The sequence below is a fragment of the Serratia sp. JKS296 genome, assembly GCF_900215445.1.
Classification (GTDB): Bacteria; Pseudomonadota; Gammaproteobacteria; order Enterobacterales; family Enterobacteriaceae; genus Serratia; species Serratia marcescens.
Window position 1 is genome coordinate 3,445,378 of sequence record NZ_OCMX01000001.1, and the last position, 17,773, is coordinate 3,463,150.

The 17,773-nt window shown below is 60.0% G+C and carries 18 protein-coding genes; 8 read left to right on the top strand and 10 right to left on the bottom strand.

From position 1 onward, the window contains the following. Window positions 1-21 precede the first annotated feature (21 nt). The 5 genes from CRO23_RS16440 to sanA all read left to right on the top strand — a co-directional run bounded on the left by CRO23_RS16440 (window position 22) and on the right by sanA (window position 4,975). Entirely contained in the window at window positions 22-429 is a 408-nt protein-coding gene (locus tag CRO23_RS16440; protein WP_049299822.1) for a CidA/LrgA family protein, read from the top strand. Then, window positions 426-1,121 carry a CidB/LrgB family autolysis modulator gene (locus CRO23_RS16445; RefSeq protein WP_016928446.1) on the top strand — a complete coding sequence of 232 codons (696 nt, stop codon included), beginning with the start codon at window positions 426-428 and terminating at the stop codon, window positions 1,119-1,121. The genes CRO23_RS16440 and CRO23_RS16445 overlap by 4 nt, the downstream gene beginning before the upstream one ends. A 137-nt stretch (window positions 1,122-1,258) precedes the next feature. Further along, the gene (gene cdd / locus CRO23_RS16450; RefSeq protein ID WP_097102472.1) at window positions 1,259-2,143 is read left to right on the top strand and encodes a cytidine deaminase; all 885 of its coding nucleotides are present in this window, start codon (window positions 1,259-1,261) and stop codon (window positions 2,141-2,143) included. A 221-nt stretch (window positions 2,144-2,364) separates the two neighbouring features. Next, window positions 2,365-4,062: an NAD-dependent malic enzyme gene (locus tag CRO23_RS16455; protein WP_004938945.1), complete on the top strand. Its 1,698-nt coding sequence runs from the start codon at window positions 2,365-2,367 to the stop codon at window positions 4,060-4,062. Window positions 4,063-4,231: 169 nt separating this feature from the next. After that, window positions 4,232-4,975, top strand: a complete 744-nt coding sequence (sanA, locus tag CRO23_RS16460; RefSeq protein ID WP_016928448.1) for an outer membrane permeability protein SanA — start codon at window positions 4,232-4,234, stop codon at window positions 4,973-4,975. A gap of 126 nt (window positions 4,976-5,101) precedes the next feature. Here sanA and CRO23_RS16465 read toward each other — a convergent pair whose 3' ends face one another. The 8 genes from CRO23_RS16465 to CRO23_RS16500 form a co-directional block, all read right to left on the bottom strand. Beyond that, window positions 5,102-5,494 carry a tautomerase family protein gene (locus CRO23_RS16465; protein WP_079450986.1) on the bottom strand — a complete coding sequence of 131 codons (393 nt, stop codon included), beginning with the start codon at window positions 5,492-5,494 and terminating at the stop codon, window positions 5,102-5,104. A gap of 231 nt (window positions 5,495-5,725) precedes the next feature. After that, a complete protein-coding gene (gene mglC, locus CRO23_RS16470) occupies window positions 5,726-6,736 on the bottom strand; it encodes a galactose/methyl galactoside ABC transporter permease MglC (RefSeq protein WP_004938953.1) in 1,011 nt (336 codons plus the stop codon). Window positions 6,737-6,747: 11 nt separating this feature from the next. Beyond that, window positions 6,748-8,256, bottom strand: a complete 1,509-nt coding sequence (gene mglA / locus CRO23_RS16475) for a galactose/methyl galactoside ABC transporter ATP-binding protein MglA (RefSeq protein ID WP_004938959.1) — start codon at window positions 8,254-8,256, stop codon at window positions 6,748-6,750. 99 nt (window positions 8,257-8,355) lie between these two features. Continuing rightward, a complete protein-coding gene (gene mglB / locus CRO23_RS16480; RefSeq protein WP_004938962.1) occupies window positions 8,356-9,348 on the bottom strand; it encodes a galactose/glucose ABC transporter substrate-binding protein MglB in 993 nt (330 codons plus the stop codon). Window positions 9,349-9,612: 264 nt separating this feature from the next. Continuing rightward, window positions 9,613-10,650 (bottom strand): HTH-type transcriptional regulator GalS, encoded by a 1,038-nt coding sequence (gene galS / locus CRO23_RS16485; protein ID WP_016928450.1) that lies wholly within the window; start codon window positions 10,648-10,650, stop codon window positions 9,613-9,615. A gap of 127 nt (window positions 10,651-10,777) precedes the next feature. Then, the gene (gene yeiB / locus CRO23_RS16490; protein WP_097102474.1) at window positions 10,778-11,950 is read right to left on the bottom strand and encodes a DUF418 domain-containing protein YeiB; all 1,173 of its coding nucleotides are present in this window, start codon (window positions 11,948-11,950) and stop codon (window positions 10,778-10,780) included. 79 nt (window positions 11,951-12,029) lie between these two features. Then, a complete protein-coding gene (gene folE, locus CRO23_RS16495; RefSeq protein WP_004938969.1) occupies window positions 12,030-12,695 on the bottom strand; it encodes a GTP cyclohydrolase I FolE in 666 nt (221 codons plus the stop codon). A gap of 244 nt (window positions 12,696-12,939) precedes the next feature. After that, window positions 12,940-14,097, bottom strand: coding sequence for a YbfB/YjiJ family MFS transporter (locus CRO23_RS16500; protein ID WP_079450985.1), 1,158 nt, complete (start codon window positions 14,095-14,097; stop codon window positions 12,940-12,942). Window positions 14,098-14,202: 105 nt separating this feature from the next. Between CRO23_RS16500 and ptrR the strand changes: the two genes are divergently transcribed. From ptrR to fghA, 3 genes are read left to right on the top strand one after another with little or no spacing between them, the layout of a single operon-like run. Then, complete coding sequence (gene ptrR, locus CRO23_RS16505; RefSeq protein ID WP_016928453.1) at window positions 14,203-15,123, top strand: putrescine utilization regulator PtrR; 921 nt, start codon at window positions 14,203-14,205, stop codon at window positions 15,121-15,123. Window positions 15,124-15,153: 30 nt separating this feature from the next. Next, window positions 15,154-16,278 (top strand): S-(hydroxymethyl)glutathione dehydrogenase/class III alcohol dehydrogenase, encoded by a 1,125-nt coding sequence (locus tag CRO23_RS16510; RefSeq protein WP_016928454.1) that lies wholly within the window; start codon window positions 15,154-15,156, stop codon window positions 16,276-16,278. Between the two features lie 14 nt (window positions 16,279-16,292). Continuing rightward, entirely contained in the window at window positions 16,293-17,135 is an 843-nt protein-coding gene (gene fghA / locus CRO23_RS16515) for an S-formylglutathione hydrolase (protein WP_015377214.1), read from the top strand. Between the two features lie 35 nt (window positions 17,136-17,170). On the opposite strand, the gene CRO23_RS16520 is transcribed toward fghA, so the two are convergent. Both CRO23_RS16520 and CRO23_RS16525 read right to left on the bottom strand, forming a co-directional pair. After that, window positions 17,171-17,473 (bottom strand): CcdB family protein, encoded by a 303-nt coding sequence (locus CRO23_RS16520; protein WP_028127948.1) that lies wholly within the window; start codon window positions 17,471-17,473, stop codon window positions 17,171-17,173. A gap of 9 nt (window positions 17,474-17,482) precedes the next feature. Beyond that, window positions 17,483-17,725 (bottom strand): type II toxin-antitoxin system CcdA family antitoxin, encoded by a 243-nt coding sequence (locus CRO23_RS16525; RefSeq protein ID WP_079449478.1) that lies wholly within the window; start codon window positions 17,723-17,725, stop codon window positions 17,483-17,485. Between the last annotated feature and the right edge of the window lie 48 nt (window positions 17,726-17,773).

Below are 17,773 nucleotides of genomic sequence, written 5' to 3' on the forward strand. Positions count from 1 at the left end.
TCAGTTAAACGGGAAAAGACAATGGCCAACGTGCTCACACTGTGCTGGAAATACCTGAGGGCTCTGCTCCTCATCTACCTGTGTCTGTTCGTCGGCAACGCGGTGGCGGCGCTGCTGCCGTTCGCCATTCCCGGCAGCATCATCGGCATGCTGCTGCTGTTCGCCCTGCTCTCAACCCAGATTATGCCAGCCAAATGGGTTAAACCCGGCTGCCATTTGCTGATCCGCTATATGGTGCTGCTGTTCGTGCCGATCGGCGTCGGGGTGATGAAATATTACGACCAGATCGTCGCGCATCTGGGCCCGCTGGTTATCTCTTGCCTCATCAGCACGCTGATGGTGCTGGTGGTAGTCGGCTATACCTCACACTATTTTCATCGCGAGCGCCGCATCGCCGGCAAGCCCGACGACCCGGAGGACAATCCATGATCCATGAAATCTGGTGGTCGTTGCCGCTGACGCTGGCGGTCTATTTTGGCGCGCGCTGGCTGGCGCGCAAGCTGAATATGCCGCTGCTCAACCCGCTGCTGGTGTCCATGGCGGTGATTATCCCGCTGCTGCTGCTCACCGGCATTCCCTATGAGCGCTACTTTCAGGGCAGCAAAATCCTCAACGATCTGCTGCAGCCGGCGGTCGTCGCGCTGGCCTTCCCGCTCTATGAGCAGCTGCACCAAATCCGCGCACGCTGGAAGTCGATTATCACGGTGTGCTTCATCGGCAGCCTGACCGCCATGATCAGCGGCGGCGCCATCGCCCTGTGGTTGGGTGCCACGCCGGAAATCGCCGCCTCTATCTTGCCGAAATCGGTCACTACGCCGATCGCGATGGCCGTCGCGGACTCGCTCGGCGGCATTCCGGCGATCAGCGCGGTTTGCGTCATTTTCGTCGGCATCCTCGGCGCCGTGTTCGGCCACACGCTGTTCAACCTGTTGAAAATCACCACCCCCTCGGCGCGTGGCCTGGCGATGGGCACGGCTTCCCACGCACTGGGCACCGCGCGCTGCGCGGAGATGGACTATCAGGAGGGCGCCTTCGGCTCGCTGGCGTTGGTCATCTGCGGCATCATCACCTCGCTGCTGGCGCCGTTTGTGTTTCCGGTGCTGCTGCATCTGTTCGGTTGATCAGGGTGAAACTTGCGATACATCTCGCATTTATGTATTCCATTGCATTAATTTCATTAATTAAGAGACATTAATCACACTTTAATGTCTCTGGCCTGCCTAGAATGTTATCCCGTTAACCCGTAGAGAGACTTTCTATGCATCCGCGTTTTCACACCGCTTTCAGCGTACTGCCCGCGACACTGCAATCCGCCCTGCAGCCCTATCTGGACGCGTCCGACTTTCCGGCGATGTTCACGGCCGAGCAAGCGGCGGCGATCCGCTCAGGCTGCGGGTTGGACGATGACGCGCTGGCATTCGCGCTGCTGCCGCTGGCGGCGGCCTGCTCGTTAACCCCGATATCGCATTTCCACGTCGGCGCCATCGCGCGCGGGCAAAGCGGCAATCTCTATTTCGGCGCCAATATGGAATTCAGCGGCGCGCCGCTGCAGCAATCCGTGCATGCGGAACAAAGCGCAGTGACTCACGCCTGGCTGCGCGGCGAAAAAGCGCTGGCCTCGATCACCGTCAACTATACGCCGTGCGGCCACTGCCGCCAGTTTATGAATGAGCTGAACAGCGGCGGCGCGCTGCAAATCCGTTTGCCTGGCCGCGCGCCGGCCACGCTGGCGGACTATCTGCCGGACGCCTTCGGCCCGAAAGATCTGGATATCGCTTCGCTGCTGATGGACAAGGTCGATCACGGCCACCGACTGGCGCTGGACGATGCGCTGACGCAGGCGGCGCTGGCGGCGGCCAATCAGAGCCATGCTCCGTACAGCAACGCCCACAGCGGCGTAGCGCTGGAAACGGAGGACGGCAGCCTCTACGCCGGCCGCTATGCGGAAAACGCCGCTTTTAACCCGAGCCTGCCGCCGCTGCAGGCCGCGCTGATCCTGCTGAACCTCTCCGGCGGCGACTGCCTGAACATCCGCCGCGCCGTACTGGTCGAGCCGCAGGAGGCGATCCTCAGCCAATGGGACGCCACCCGCGCCACCCTGGCGGCGCTGGGTTGCCAAAACGTCAGCCGCGCCGCCTTCTAAGCGCACAACGGCGGGGCCATCCGGTTCCGCCGCTAACAGCCCCGCCCGCCAAATACAATGCCCCGACGCCGCCAGAGAGACTTTCTTTAGTTAAAAAATCATTTGATTGTCGATAATTACGCCAACCTGGTTCATCATCGGGCAACAAATGCTGTACATCTTCTCTTTATCTTTTAGGATCGTCGGCAATACAGTTATCTGATACGTGAAGAGTAAAACTGATGGAACTAGAATACGAAAGCAAACGCCCGCTCTACATCCCTTACGCCGGCCCGATTCTGCTGGAATTTCCGCTGCTGAACAAAGGCAGCGCTTTCACCGAGGAAGAACGTAGCCACTTCAACCTGCACGGCCTGCTGCCGGAAGCGGTGGAGACCATCGAAGAACAGGTGGAACGCGCCTACCGTCAGTATCAGGATTTCAAGAACGATAACGATAAGCACATCTACCTGCGCAACATCCAGGACACCAACGAAACCCTGTTCTACCGTCTGCTGGACTCGCACCTGAGTGAGATGATGCCGATCATCTACACCCCGACCGTCGGCGAGGCCTGCGAACACTTCTCCGATATCTATCGCCGTGCGCGCGGGTTGTTCATCTCCTACCCGAACCGCGATCGCATCGATGACATGCTGCAAAACGCCACCAAGCAGAACGTTAAGGTGATCGTGGTCACCGACGGCGAGCGTATTCTAGGCCTGGGCGATCAGGGCATCGGCGGCATGGGCATCCCAATCGGCAAGCTGTCGCTTTACACCGCCTGCGGAGGCATCAGCCCGGCCTACACGCTGCCGGTGGTGCTGGACGTCGGCACCAACAACCCGCAGCGCCTCAACGATCCACTGTACATGGGCTGGCGCCATCCTCGCATCTCCGGCGAGGAGTACCACGCCTTCGTCGAAGAGTTTATTCAGGCGGTCAAACGCCGCTGGCCGAACGTCCTGCTGCAGTTCGAAGACTTCGCGCAGAACAACGCCACCCCGTTGTTGAACCGCTACCGCGACGAGATTTGCTGCTTCAATGACGACATTCAGGGCACCGCCGCGGTCACCCTCGGCAGCCTGATCGCCGCCAGCCGCGCCGCCGGCAGCCAGCTGCGCGATCAGACCGTCACCTTCCTCGGCGCCGGTTCCGCCGGCTGCGGCATCGCCGAGCAGATCATCGCGCAGATGAAGTCCGAAGGGTTGAGCGAAGACGAAGCGCGCGCCCGCGTGTTCATGGTTGACCGTTTCGGCCTGCTGACCGACAAACTGCCGAACCTGCTCGACTTCCAGAGCAAGCTGGTGCAGAAGAGCGACAATCTGGCCGGTTGGGAAACCGCCAGCGACGCCATCTCGCTGCTGGACGTGGTGCGCAACGCCAAGCCGACCATCCTGATCGGCGTGTCCGGCCAGCCGGGGCTGTTTACCGAAGAGCTGATCCGCGAGATGCACAAGCACTGCGAACGCCCTATCGTGATGCCGCTGTCCAACCCGACCTCGCGCGTGGAAGCCCGTCCGGAAGACATCATCAACTGGACCGACGGCGCCGCCCTGGTGGCGACCGGCAGCCCGTTCGCGCCGGTAAGCTATAAAGAGCAGCTGTACCCGATCGCCCAGTGCAATAACTCCTACATCTTCCCGGGAATTGGTCTGGGCGTGCTGGCCTCCGGCGCCACTCGCGTCACCGACGCCATGCTGATGGCCGCCAGCCGCGCGCTGGCGGACTGTTCGCCGCTGGCCACCGACGGCCACGGCGCGCTGCTGCCGAATATCGACGATATTCAGGGCGTGTCGAAGTGCATCGCCATGGAAGTGGGTAAAGCCGCCCAGCTGCAGGGCGTGGCGATCGTCACCTCCGAAGATGCGCTGTCGAAAGCCATCGAGCACAACTTCTGGCGGCCGCAGTACCGCAGCTACAAGCGCACCTCGTTCTGAATGGTGAGCTGAAATGACCCAGCCCGGCTCCGCCGGGCTTTTTTGTGCGGCAAAACCGCCGAAAAATGCGGCGGCGCGCGTGCTTCAGGCGGTTCGCGTCTTGCGTCGGTCGGTCAGGTAAAGTAGCCTTGATCCATCTTTTTCAGCCCGGCGCGCGTAAGGCAACAACATGTGGAAACGCCTGATCATCAGCCTGTTCATCATCATTGCGGTGTTGATGGGTTCGGCTATTGCGCTCGATCGCTGGATCAGTTGGAAAACCGCGCCTTACGTCTACGACGAACTGCAGGAATTGCCGCACCGCCAGGTCGGCGTGGTGCTCGGCACCGCCAAGTATTACCGCACCGGCGTGATCAACCAGTACTACCGTTACCGCATTCAGGGGGCGATCAACGCCTATAACAGCGGCAAGGTGAAATACCTGCTGCTGAGCGGCGACAACGCCCAGCAAAGCTATAACGAACCGATGACCATGCGGCGCGATCTGATCGCCGCCGGCGTGGCGCCGAGCGATATCGTGCTGGACTACGCCGGTTTCCGCACCCTGGACTCCATCGTGCGCACCCGCAAGGTGTTCGACACCAACGATTTCATCATCATCACCCAGCGCTTCCACTGCGAGCGCGCGCTATTCATCGCCCTGCACATGGGCATTCAGGCGCAGTGTTACGCGGTGCCGTCGCCGAAAGACATGATGACGGTGCGCGCCCGCGAGATCTTCGCTCGCCTGGGCGCGCTGACCGATCTGTACATCCTCAAGCGCGAACCGCGCTTCCTCGGCCCGCTGATCCCAATCTCCGCCATGCACACCGTGCCGGAAGACGCCCAGGGCTATCCCGCCGTGTCACCGGAACAGTTGGTTGAGCTGGAGCACAAGCTGAAAGAAGAGAAGCAGAGAGCCAAACAGCCTTAATCATCCGGCAGAGGGTTTGACACGCGCCTCGGCAATACGCTAAAAGGGCGTATTATCCAAGAGAAAACAAAGTGTTAACGAATACCGGATGATTTGCGTAAAGCGCTCTCTACGTACGCTGACAGCTTATTGCGGCATTGAAAGCGGGGATGCCCTTCTGCCACCGCCGAATGAACTATTCAAACGGTCCAATTCAATGAAGAGGACCATCAGATCATTGCTGTCCAGTCCAATCAGGGTGAGTTCCTGTACCAGTGATTGCAAGAGCAATTGTTTGCGGGCGTCAGGGGAACCAGAGGAAAGCATGGCTTCAATCAACACGAAGTTGGCGCTGCGGGGGGAATCCAGGTCAGGATAAGTGGGATCCACATATAAATCGTCTTCCTCAAGACGGATAAAGCGCTGGAATTGATCGTTCGCAGGATAGCCGGTTTTTACTACCGCCGCGTGAATAGCTGATGAAATTCTTTTCTTATCAAGCGTATTACGACTTTTCAGCGTAATGGTAAATACAGGCATAGTTTGCTCCCCGAAAACGGTAGGTGAAACAAGTTTACTGACTTCATACCGCGTTGGTAGCCCGAAAACTGTGTCACGCTGTAACCAATCCAGCCTAAGATCAGGCGATATCCCGAGATACCTCGCCAGCCATTGCCAAATAATGCCTTATTATTTTGCCTGGCACCGTACAGCGCCCCAACGTAACAAGGCCGGCAATAGGCCGGCCTTGTTGCCTGTACTGCGGTAAACCTACTTCTTCTTGGCGTATTTCAACGAGTCCAGCGCCACGGCGAAGATGATGATGCTGCCCTTGATGATGTACTGCCAGTACGGGTTGATGCCGATATAGGTCAGGCCGTAGTTGATGACGGTAAAGATGATCACCCCGGTCACCACGCCCCACACCGTACCCACCCCGCCGGCGAAGGAGACGCCCCCCACCACGCAGGCGGCGATGGCGTCCAGCTCATACATAAAGCCGAGGTTATTGGTGGCGCTGCCGATGCGTCCCGCTTCCAGCAAGCCGCCGAAGGCGTAGAACACGCCGGACAGCGCATAGATCATGATCAGGTTCAACGGCACGTTGACCCCGGACACCTTGGCCGCTTCCGGGTTGCCGCCGATGGCGAAGATGTTCTTGCCGAAGCGGGTCTTGGTCCACAGGATCCAGACGAATATGATGGCGATCAGCGCGTAAAAGGTGATGTAGGACAGCTTAAAGTCGCCGAAGCGCAAGAAGCCCTGGGCAAAGGTGGAAAACTTCGGATCAAAGCCCGCGACCGGCGACGCGCCGACCGAATCGTAATACAGCGAGTTGATGCCGTAGACGATGATCATGGTGCCCAAGGTGGTGATGAACGGCGTCACGTTGAGATAGGCGATAATCAGGCCGTTAACCAGGCCGATCACCGCGCCGACCGCGCACACCAGCAGGATGACCAGGGGAATCGACCAGGTTTCCATGTGCGGGAACACCTTGTTGACGTTATCCATCGATTGCAGCAGCGTGGCCGCCACCACCGCCGCCAACCCCACCTGCCGCCCGGCGGACAGGTCGGTGCCCTGAGTCACGATCAGCCCCGCCACGCCCAGCGCGATGATGATGCGCACCGAAGACTGCGTCAGGATGTTGCTCAGGTTCATCAGGCTGAGGAAGGTAGGATCCTGAATGATGATGATGGCCAACAGCACCAGCAACACCACGTAAATGCCGCCTTCCTTGAAATAGGTAAATAAGGTTTTTTTATTTAGCGCGTTCATAATTCCGATCCTTAAAGGTGCAGGGAGGCGAGACGTAAGATTTCATTTTGCGAGGTCTGTTTGGTGTTAACGATGCCCGCAACCTGACCATTGCTCATCACCAAAATACGGTCGGTGATCCCCAAAAGCTCCGGCATTTCGGACGAGACGATAATGATCCCCTTGCCCTTCTTCGCCAGTTCGGTCATCAGCTGATAAATCTCGAACTTGGCGCCCACGTCGATGCCGCGCGTCGGTTCATCCAGCATCAGGATCTCCGGCTGCGTCAGCAGCCAGCGGCCGATGATCACCTTCTGCTGGTTGCCGCCGGACAGCGAGCCGATATGGGTGTGATGCCCCGGCGTTTTCACCCGCATGGCGTCGATCACCCACTGGGTGTCGCTCTTCATCCGCGCGTTATCCAGCAGGCCGAGCTTGTTTTTATAATTGCGAATGTTGGAGATCAGCGAGTTGAAACCCACGTCGAGGTAAGCGTAAATCCCGGTGGATCGGCGCTCTTCGGTCACCAGCGCAAAACCGTGGTTAATCGCTTCGTTGGCGCTGTGGTTATCGATCGCTTTCCCGTGCAGCTTGATGGTGCCCGCCACCTTTTCGCGAATGCCGAACAGGGTCTCGACGATATCGGTGCGTTTGGCGCCCACCAGCCCGGCGATGCCGAGGATCTCCCCTTGATGCAGATCGAAGGACACATCGCGGATCGAAGGCTGGCGCAGCGACGTCAGGTTTTTCACCTCGAGGATCACCTCACCCGGCGTGTTTTGCCTGTCGGGGAAGCGCTGGCTCAGCGAGCGGCCGACCATCATGGCGATGATCTTGTCCATATCCAGCCCTTCCAGCGGCTGGGTGGCGATCCACTGGCCGTCGCGCAGCACCGTTATCTCGTCGCACAGCTGGAAGATCTCCTCCATCTTGTGCGAGATATAGACGATGCCGCAGCCGCGTTCTTTCAGCTTGCGGATGATGGTGAACAGGTGATTGACCTCTTTCTCCGTCAGCGAAGAGGTCGGTTCATCCATGATGACGATCTTGGCGTCGTAGGAAAACGCCTTGGCAATCTCGATCATCTGCATCTGCGACACCGACAGGTTGCCCACCTTTTCGCGCGGGTTGATGTCGATATCCAGCTCGTCGAAGATCGCCTGGGTGTCTTTGAACATCTTGTCCTGATCGACGAACAGGCCTTTGGTCGGGTAGCGTCCCAACCACATGTTGTCCATCACGGTGCGTTGCAGCACCAGGTTCAGCTCCTGATGCACCATCGAAACGCCGTGTTCCAGCGCTTCCTTCGAGCTCTTGAAATCGATTTCCCGGCCCTGAAATACAATGCTGCCGCTGTCTTTTTTGTAAATGCCGAACAGGCATTTCAACAACGTCGATTTCCCCGCGCCGTTCTCCCCCATCAGGGCGTGAATCGAGTGCGGACGGACGCGTAAATTGACATTGTCCAAGGCTTTGACGCCGGGAAATGACTTACAGATATCCGTCATTTCCAGCAAAAATTCGCGTGAGCTATCGGCCATAAATACACCTGGCTTAACGATCTTGCAGTCGTAAACATCCCCGCCGGCGGTATCCCTGGTGTTGGCGCCGCAGGCGGGGTCTTAGCGGGATCTCAATTCTTATTTAACAAACTGAGACAGGTTGTCTTTATCTACGCCGACGTAAGGAATACGCACGACTTTATTTTCGATTTTATATTGGGTGCCTTCGGTGGCCGGCTTGCCCGCCGCCAGGTTTTTCGCCAGCTCGAAGGTGGCCTTCGCCTGGTTGTCGGCGTCGTTCAGCACCGTGCCCGCCATCGCGCCGGATTTCACCAGCGCCAGCGCTTCAGGCAGCGCATCGACGCCGAACACCGGAATACTGGTCTTGTTGTGCGCTTTCAGCGCTTCCACCGCGCCCATCGCCATGGCGTCGTTGTTGGCGATCACCACTTCGATCTTGTTGGCGTTAGGGCCGGAGAGCCAGGCATCCATCTTGTCTTTCGCCTGCGCGGTATCCCACATCGCGGTATCCATCTGCAGCTGCTGGGTCTTGATGCCTTTTTCGTTCAGCGTTTTCACCACGTAGGTGGTGCGCGCTTCGGCATCCGGGTGGCCCGGCTCGCCTTTCAGCAACACGAACTGGATCTGGCCGTCTTTGTTCAGATCCCAGGCCGGGTTGGCTTGCCAGTGTTTGGCGATCAGTTCGCCCTGGATCACGCCGGACTCTTTGGAGTCGGTGCCGACGTAATATGCCTTGTCATAGCTGTCCAACGCCTTGCGGGAAGGTTCTTTGTTGTAGAACACCACCGGGATATCGTTTGCGCGCGCCTTATCGATAACCACCGGCGCCGCGGCCGGGTCGACCAGGTTGATCGCCAGCGCTTTCACGCCTTTGGCCAGCAGCACATCGATCTGATCGTTCTGCTTGGACTGGTCGTTCTGCGAGTCATTCATCAACAGGGTAACGTCCGGTGAAGCCTTGGCGTCTTTCTCGATCGCCTTGCGCACCACCGACATGAAGTTGTCGTCGTATTTGTAAATCGTGACGCCAATACGGGTGTCAGCATGGGCTGCGGCGCCAAACATCATGGCTGCGGCCATGGCGGCCAGGGTGAAAACCTTCTTATTCATTGTCAGTCTCCGGTTCTGTGTAGGGTATTACTCGTCTTTGAGCCAATGGTCACCGGCAGTGCGCACACCCCAGGCCTGGCGATTTCCACTCAACACCTGTCGTCCGTGGATCTTGTTATTTCCGAGAAATGCTGTGTCAGCGCGAGATAAAGGTTGCAGCGGCAAGGGCCTTTGCGCCGGAAAACGCCTAGAGCATAGACGGCGCGATGTTAATATTCTGTGAATTTTCTCACAGATTGAAAACGGTTACACAAGATTAAATCGTCAGAGAGTGACCGTCGCCTCACTTTGCCAGGGGGCGACAGAATGGCGCCGCACCAGCGTCGGCATGAACAGATGACCGGCCTGCGGCTCCGCCAGGCCTGCTGCGCCCTGCAATGCCAGCTCGGTGGCCAGCGTGGCCATCGAGACGATCGGGTAGCGCACCGTGGTGAGTTTGGGGCTGGTGTAACGCGCGATGGGGATGTCGTCGAAGCCGATCAGCGAGAAATGCTGCGGCACCGTGATACCGTTTTCTTTCAACACCGCCATAGCGCCGGCGGCCATGGCGTCGTTGTAGGCGAACACTGCGCTCAGCTGTAAGTTGCGCCCCAGCAGCTCCACCATCGCCGCCTCGCCGCCCTGCAGATCCGGCGAACCATAGGCACGCCAGTTGTCGGGCGTGGCCAGTCCGGCCGCGGCCATCGCCTGCGCATAGCCCTGCTGGCGCAGCGGCCCGTCTTCGATCGGGTGATTGGAGCCCAGATAGCCGATGCGCCGATGGCCCTGCGACAGCAAAAGACGCATCGCCATTTCTGCGCCGCAGACGTTATCCAGCCCGACGCAGCGCGGCTCATAGCCGGGGATAATCCGGTTGATCAGCACCATGCCCGGCACCTGCTCCAGAAAACCGATCAGCTCGGCGTCGCTCAGGGCTTTGGCGTGAACAATCAGGGCGTTACAGCGTTGGCGGATCAGCACTTCGATCGCGTGGCGCTCTTTGTCCGCCTGATGATAGCTGTTGCCGATCAGCAGATACTTGTGGTGTTTCTGCGCCACCGTGTCTACCGCTTTCACCAGCGCGCCGAAGAACGGATCGGAGACGTCCATCACCACCACGCCCAGGGTATCGCTGCTTTGGGTCGCTAACGCCTGCGCGTTGGCGTTGGGGCGATAGCCCAGATCCGCCACCGCCTGCAGCACCTGCTCGCGCGTCTCTTTGCTGGTCAGCGCGCTGTGGTTCAGCACGCGGGAGACGGTCGCTACGGAGACCCCGGCGCGTTTCGCCACGTCGCGAATGGTGATCGGATGAACTGGAGGCATGCGGGATCCTGAAATCGGGGTTGTGGCCGGTGGCGCTATCCTACCCCGATTGGCCCGCTGCTCTGCGTGAATTACGTCACAGGAAAGAAAACGTTTACATACATTTTTTTAACCTGCCGACGGGCGCTCACTTCAGCGTCCTGGGTTCCGCTGCGCCGGCGGCCAGCTGAGTCAGCTTGCGCCACAGCCATTCCATCGGCCCCTGCTCGAAGTAACGCAGCCACAGTGCGGAAAACGCCAGGTTGGTCAGCCAGACCAGCGGCACGAACGCCAACAGCTGCAGCCGGTCAAACTGCTCATAGAGGCCGAAACGATAAAATAGCGTGGTGCAGATCAGCGTTTGCAGCAGGTAGTTGCTCAACGCCATACGCCCCACCAGGGTCAGCCAGCGGGCGATGCGCAGGCGCGACAGTGCGGGCCAAAAACCGTAACACAGCGCCAGATAGCCTATCGCCTGCAGCGGTGCGCCCAGCTCACGCGGAACCTGCAGCAGGAAACCGCTCCAGCGATAGTCCCACTGCACCTGCCATTGCAGCGCCACCGCCGGCAGTTGGATCAGCACCGAAAGCGGCAGCAGCCACGCCGCCTGCCGCAGGTAATAGCCGGATGAGTAGCTGCCGCGCAGCCAGCCGCTGCGCATCAGCCCGGCGCCGAACAGCATCAGCCCCGCCAGCTCCCAGCCATACTGCGCGCCGATGGCCAGCAGGCTGGAGGAGAGCAAATCGGCGCGGCTGCGCCAGGCTTCGAAACCGCCCTGCAGCTTCCAGAACTTCTCGTACTGCAACTCCGCCACGCCCGGCTGCCAGAAGCTGCCCGGCTCACCGTGCGAGACGAAGCCGAGCAGCAGCAGCACCGCCACGCCAATCAAGTACAGCACCACGCCGGTTTTCAGCAGTTGGACGGTTTCTTTGGCTTCGCGGATCATGCGCCAGCACACCAGGCCGATCAGCCCGTAGGCCAGCAGAATGTCGCCGTCCCACAGGAAGATCGCGTGTGCGAGGCCGAACAGCACCAGCCACGACAAGCGCGCGCGGATCCAGCTTTTGCCGCGCCGCAGCAGCATTTGCAGCCCGGCGCCGAACAGCAGCGCGAACATCGCCAGGAACTTGGCCTGGGCGAAGAGATCGAGCAACGCCCAGGTCCAGGCGTCGCGCGATGACGGCATCCCCAAATAGGCCGGGTTGAGGTAGGCGGCCTTCGGCAAGCCGAAAGCGCTGATGTTCAGCAATAAAATGCCGAGGATGGCGATGCCGCGCACGCAGTCCAGCGTGGCGATGCGCGGCAGAGGATGACTGTTCATTTTTTATCGCTGTCTTCCGCTCATGAAAAAGGCGCCCGCAGGCGCCTGTTGTCGTCTTGCGGGTCGCCCCGCAACGCCATCACCCCTGGTGATGACGCACCGCACGCAGGAACTCCTGGCGGGTATTCTGGCTGGACTTGAACAGCCCCCCCAGCGAAGTGGTGGTGGTGGCGCTGGTCGCGTCACGAATGCCGCGCGCCTTGACACAATAATGGACCGCATCGATCGATACCGCCACGTTATTGGTGCCGAGCAGAGTCTGCAGCGCGACCAGGATCTGCTGGGTCAGGCGCTCTTGCACCTGCGGACGCTGGGAGAAGAACTGCACGATGCGGTTGATCTTCGACAGGCCGATCACCGAGTCTTTCGGGATATAGGCCACGGTAGCCTTGCCGTCGATGGTCACGAAGTGGTGTTCACAGGTGCTGGTCAGCGTGATATCACGCACCGTCACCATCTCATCCACCTTCATCTTGTTCTCGATGACGGTGATTTTCGGGAAGTTGGCGTAGTCCAGCCCGGAGAAGATCTCGTCGACATACATTTTGGCGATGCGATGCGGCGTTTCCGCCAGGCTGTCATCGGACAGATCGAGATTCAGCAGCTGCATGATTTCGGTCATGTGCTCTTTGATGCGACGCTTGCGCGTTTCGCGATCCAGCACTTCCCCGCGCAGCGGCGTCTCCAGACCACGCTCTTCCAGTGCCGCATGCACCAGCGCGGCTTCTTTACTTAATGATGTCATGTATTTGTTCTCCTGCGGACGGAACCCGCCGGCGGCCTGGTAGGGCGTGCGGCCGGCGAATTGCTTGCTCTCGTGACGGCAGAGTTTTCGTGGTGGATAACGTGAACCCGGTCAAGATTTTGCCCCCACTGTAGATGAGAGCGCGGCGATTATCCAGCGATAGTGCTTCATCCGCAGGTGAAATATTCGCATTTAGCACAATCGGGCCGGCTGCGGGTTTCCATGTTTTTTGTATGGATTTTAATCACCGAGTCACCGTTTTTTGCGCCAACCGCCGCGCCGGGGTATTCACCACCAGCCCCCCGGCCGCCAACAGCGCCGCCACTGCCACATACAGCGCCGGCTCCAGTCGATGGGTCATGGCGGTCGACAGCGCCGACAACATCGGCCCGACCAGTTGGCCGATCGCATAACCGGTGGTCAACAGTCCGGCCATGTAACGCGCATGACGCGGCGCCAGCTCACGCCCGTGCTGAAGAGCAAGTTGCACCACGCAGAGGAAACCGCCGCCGGTCAGCAGCGCCCCGAGCGCCAGGCCGGCCACGCCCGGCACCACTTCGGCGCTCAGCACGCCCACCGCCTGTATCCACAGCGTGATCGCCAACCGGGTCTGGGTGGTCAGCCGATGGCGGGTCAGAATGCCGATGACAATCCCCAGCACCGCCGCACCGCCGAACACCGGCCAGACGAACTGCGCGAACAGGCTGGCGGGAAAGCGCGCCGCCGCCATCTGCGACAAAAAGGTCGCCGGCAGGATGTAGCCGAAGCCGGCCAGACTGTAGCTCCACACCAGGCGTTTGAGCGCCGGCGTCAGCAGCAGCGGCTCCGGGGCCACGTCCGGGCGATGCAGCTCGCCGCTGCGCGGCAGAAAGGCGCTAATCCCCCCGACCAGCACCAGCGCCAGCCCGCCATACACCAGCCAGGCCTGCGCCGCCGTCAGCCCCAGCGCGTTGATGCCCACCGCCAGCATGCCGCTGAGGAAGATGCCGGCACCCGGCCCGGCGAATACCGCCGCGCTCAGCGCCGGCCGGCCGTAGTGCGCCAACCGCTCGTTGGTCCAGGCCGCCACCAGCACCATCGCCCAGCCGCTGGCCCAGCCGATGACGAAGCGCAGCGCGCCGTGCGTCCATTCATCCTGCGCCAGCGCCGACAGCAGCGTCAGCGCCATCGCGCCCCATACGCCCAGCCACAGGCGCCGCTCGACGTGGCGCGTGGCGCGCATCGCGTCGTAGGCGCCGCACAAGTAGCCCAAATAGTTGATCGCCGCCACCAGCCCGGCGCCGGTCAGGCTGAACTGATGTTCCGCGATCATCAGCGGCACCTGCGGGGTGAAAGCGAAGCGGCCAATGCCCATCGCAACGATCAGCGCGGCAAACCCGCTCAAGGCAATACGTAAAGCCATATCGGCATCCAAAAGGTTAAAAGAAAGTTGCCAGTATCATGCCGCAGTATTAAACTCACAAAAACTGAATAATACTAATCAAGTTCATCACGAAACGAGAATATTATGGATCTGACCCAGCTTCGCATGTTCTGCTGCGTAGCGGAAACCGGCTCGGTCGCCCGCGCCGCCGAGCAGCTGCACCGCGTGCCGTCGAATCTGACCACCCGGCTGCGCCAGCTCGAGCAGGAGCTGGGCGCCGATCTGTTTATCCGCGAAAAACAGCGCCTGCGCCTGTCGCCGATGGGCCATAACTTTCTGTGCTACGCCAATCGCATCCTGGCGCTGAGCGACGAGGCGATGAGCATCACCCATGCCGGCGAACCGGCGGGCAACTTCGCCCTCGGTTCGATGGAAAGCACCGCCGCCACCCGCCTGCCCTCGCTGTTGGCGGCTTACCACCAGCGCTTCTCGCAGGTTTCACTGTCGCTGACCACCGGCACCTCCGGCGAAATCGCCGATCGGGTGCGCGCCGGCACGTTGGCGGCCGCCCTGGTCGACGGGCCGGTGCCTTATGACGAGTTGAACGGCTGTATCGCCTATCCTGAACATATGGTGGTGATCTCCTGTCTCGATCACGCGCCGATCCACAGCGCCAAAGACGCCAACGGCGAAACGCTGTTCGCCTTTCGCGCCAGCTGCTCCTACCGCCTGCGGCTGGAAGCCTGGTTCAAGCGCGAAGGCGCGCGGCCGGGGCAGATTATGGAGATCCAGTCCTATCACGCCATGCTGGCCTGCGTCGCCAGCGGCGCCGGGCTGGCGATGATCCCGCATTCGGTGCTCAGCCTGCTGCCGGGCCATGAGCGGGTTCGGGTTCACACCCTGCCGCCGGACGTGGCCGACACCGCCACCTGGCTGCTGTGGCGCCGCGACGCGTTCGGGCCGAACGTGCGCGCGCTGAAAGAATTGATTATTGAACAGACGGAAACCGCCGCTGTTGATGAAAGCACCCCCAACGATTTATCAGACGTTGTCGATATCGCCTGATTTAAAAAGAAAACCACTGAGGAGACTATGATGGAGATGATCAAAACCCGCGCCGCCGTTGCCTGGGGCCCGAACCAGCCGCTGAAGATCGAAGAAGTCGAGCTGATGCCACCGCAAAAAGGCGAAGTGCTGGTGCGGATCGTCGCCACCGGCGTTTGTCACACCGACGCCTACACCCTGTCCGGCAAAGATCCGGAAGGCGTGTTCCCGGCGATCCTCGGCCACGAGGGCGGCGGCGTGGTGGAAGCGGTCGGTGAAGGCGTCACCAGCGTGGCGGTCGGCGACCACGTGATCCCGCTCTACACCCCGGAGTGCGGCGAGTGCAAATTCTGTAAATCCGGCAAGACCAACCTGTGCCAGGCGATCCGCGCCACTCAGGGCAAAGGGCTGATGCCGGACGGCACCACCCGCTTCTTCAAGGACGGCAAGCCGATCTTCCACTACATGGGCACCTCCACCTTCTCCGAATACACCGTGGTGCCGGAGATTTCACTGGCGAAAATCAACAAGGAAGCGCCGCTGGAAGAAGTGTGCCTGCTGGGCTGTGGCGTCACCACCGGCATGGGTGCGGTGATGAACACCGCCAAAGTGCAGCCGGGCGACACCGTGGCGATCTTCGGTCTGGGCGGCATCGGCCTGTCGGCGATCATCGGCGCGCAGATGGCCGGCGCGGGCCGCATCATCGGCATCGACATCAACACCAGCAAGTTCGATCTGGCGCGCAAGCTTGGCGCTACCGATCTGATCAACCCGAAAGACTATGACAAACCGATTCAGGAAGTGATCGTCGAGCTAACCGACGGCGGCGTCGACTTCTCCTTCGAGTGCATCGGCAACGTCAACGTGATGCGTTCCGCGCTGGAGTGCTGCCACAAGGGCTGGGGTGAATCGGTGATCATCGGCGTCGCGGGCGCCGGCGAAGAGATCTCGACCCGGCCGTTCCAGCTGGTCACCGGCCGCGTCTGGCGCGGTTCGGCATTCGGCGGCGTCAAGGGCCGTTCGCAGCTGCCGGGCATCGTCGAGCGCTATCTGGACGGCGAATTCGCGCTGAACGACTTTATCACCCACACCATGGGGCTGGAGCAGATCAACGAAGCGTTCGATTTGATGCACGAAGGCAAATCGATCCGTTCCGTCATCCACTTCGACAAATAAGCCAGGAGGCAGAGATGACGTTGTCATTGGAACTTCTCGAAGAGCACCGCATGTTCGGCGGCTGGCAACAGCGTTACCGCCACGCGGCGCAGAGCCTGAATTGCAACATGACATTCAGCATCTACCTGCCGCCGCCGCGCGATGACAACCCGCCGCCGGTGTTGTACTGGCTGTCGGGGCTGACCTGCAACGACGAGAACTTCACGTTGAAAGCCGGCGCGCAGCGCATCGCCGCCGAGCTGGGCCTGGTGCTGGTGATGCCGGACACCAGCCCGCGCGGCGACGAGGTGCCGAACGACGAAGGCTACGATCTGGGCCAGGGCGCCGGGTTCTACCTGAACGCCACCCAGGCACCGTGGGATCGTCACTTCCGCATGTACGACTACATCAGCGCCGAACTGCCGGCGCTGATCGAACAGCACTTCAGCGTCAGCGATCGTCAGTCGATCTTCGGCCACTCGATGGGCGGCCACGGCGCGCTGATGATGGCGTTTCGCAATCCGCAGCGCTTCCGCTCGGTATCGGCCTTCGCGCCGATCGTTAACCCGTGCCAGGTGCCGTGGGGCCGCAAGGCGTTCACCGCCTATCTGGGCAGCGACGAGAGCCAGTGGCTGCAGTACGACAGCTGCCATCTGCTGGCCAGCGGCGCGGAAAAAATGCCGGTCCTTATCGATCAGGGCGACGACGACCAGTTCCTGGCCGATCAGCTGCAGCCGGCGCGGCTGGCCGAGCTGGCGCGCCAGCGCGACTGGCCGCTGACGCTGCGCATTCAGCCGGGGTACGATCACAGCTACTTCACCATCGCCACCTTCGTGGAAGATCACCTGCGCTTCCACGCCGAGCACCTGTTCCGCTGATAAAAAATCCGGGCGGTTTAACCGCCCGGATTTCTTCAAAAGCCATCAATCAGAAAATCGATAGCGGCTTTAATTTGATTCCTGTGCTCATTGACATTACCAACGGCCTTCCCAATCTGCGAAATACGTACGGCAGCCATCTCATGCGTCATAACAAGAAACTTTTCGCCGTTGACCTCAATCTCCGGGCATAAACGTGCAGAAATTTTAACCCTGACGTTATCCAAAGCATAAAGAGGGATCATTAACCGGGTCGAGAGGACATCAATAAGATCGCTTTGAACGTCCAGTAAGTAGGGATAGGCTGATGCCGGATACGTATTGTCATATACGGTAATATTGCATGTTCAAAATGTCCGATATTCATCAGACAACAAACCATTTTCTTCAGTGATACGATTAAGTTCTTCTAACGCCGCGCGATTTTGCTCGCGCCACTGTTGAATCTCAATATCCCTGACGCGGACGCTCAATGCGTCTGTCAATACGGATGACACATTGACGCCCAGGGATTTTGCGCGCTGGAAAAGATCGCGATCGATGGTTACGTTGACTGTCTTTTTCGTCACATTGCTATTTGCCATATCCATACCTCATCCCTGTAATATACACGGGTCAAATTTTCATCAGTTATACTC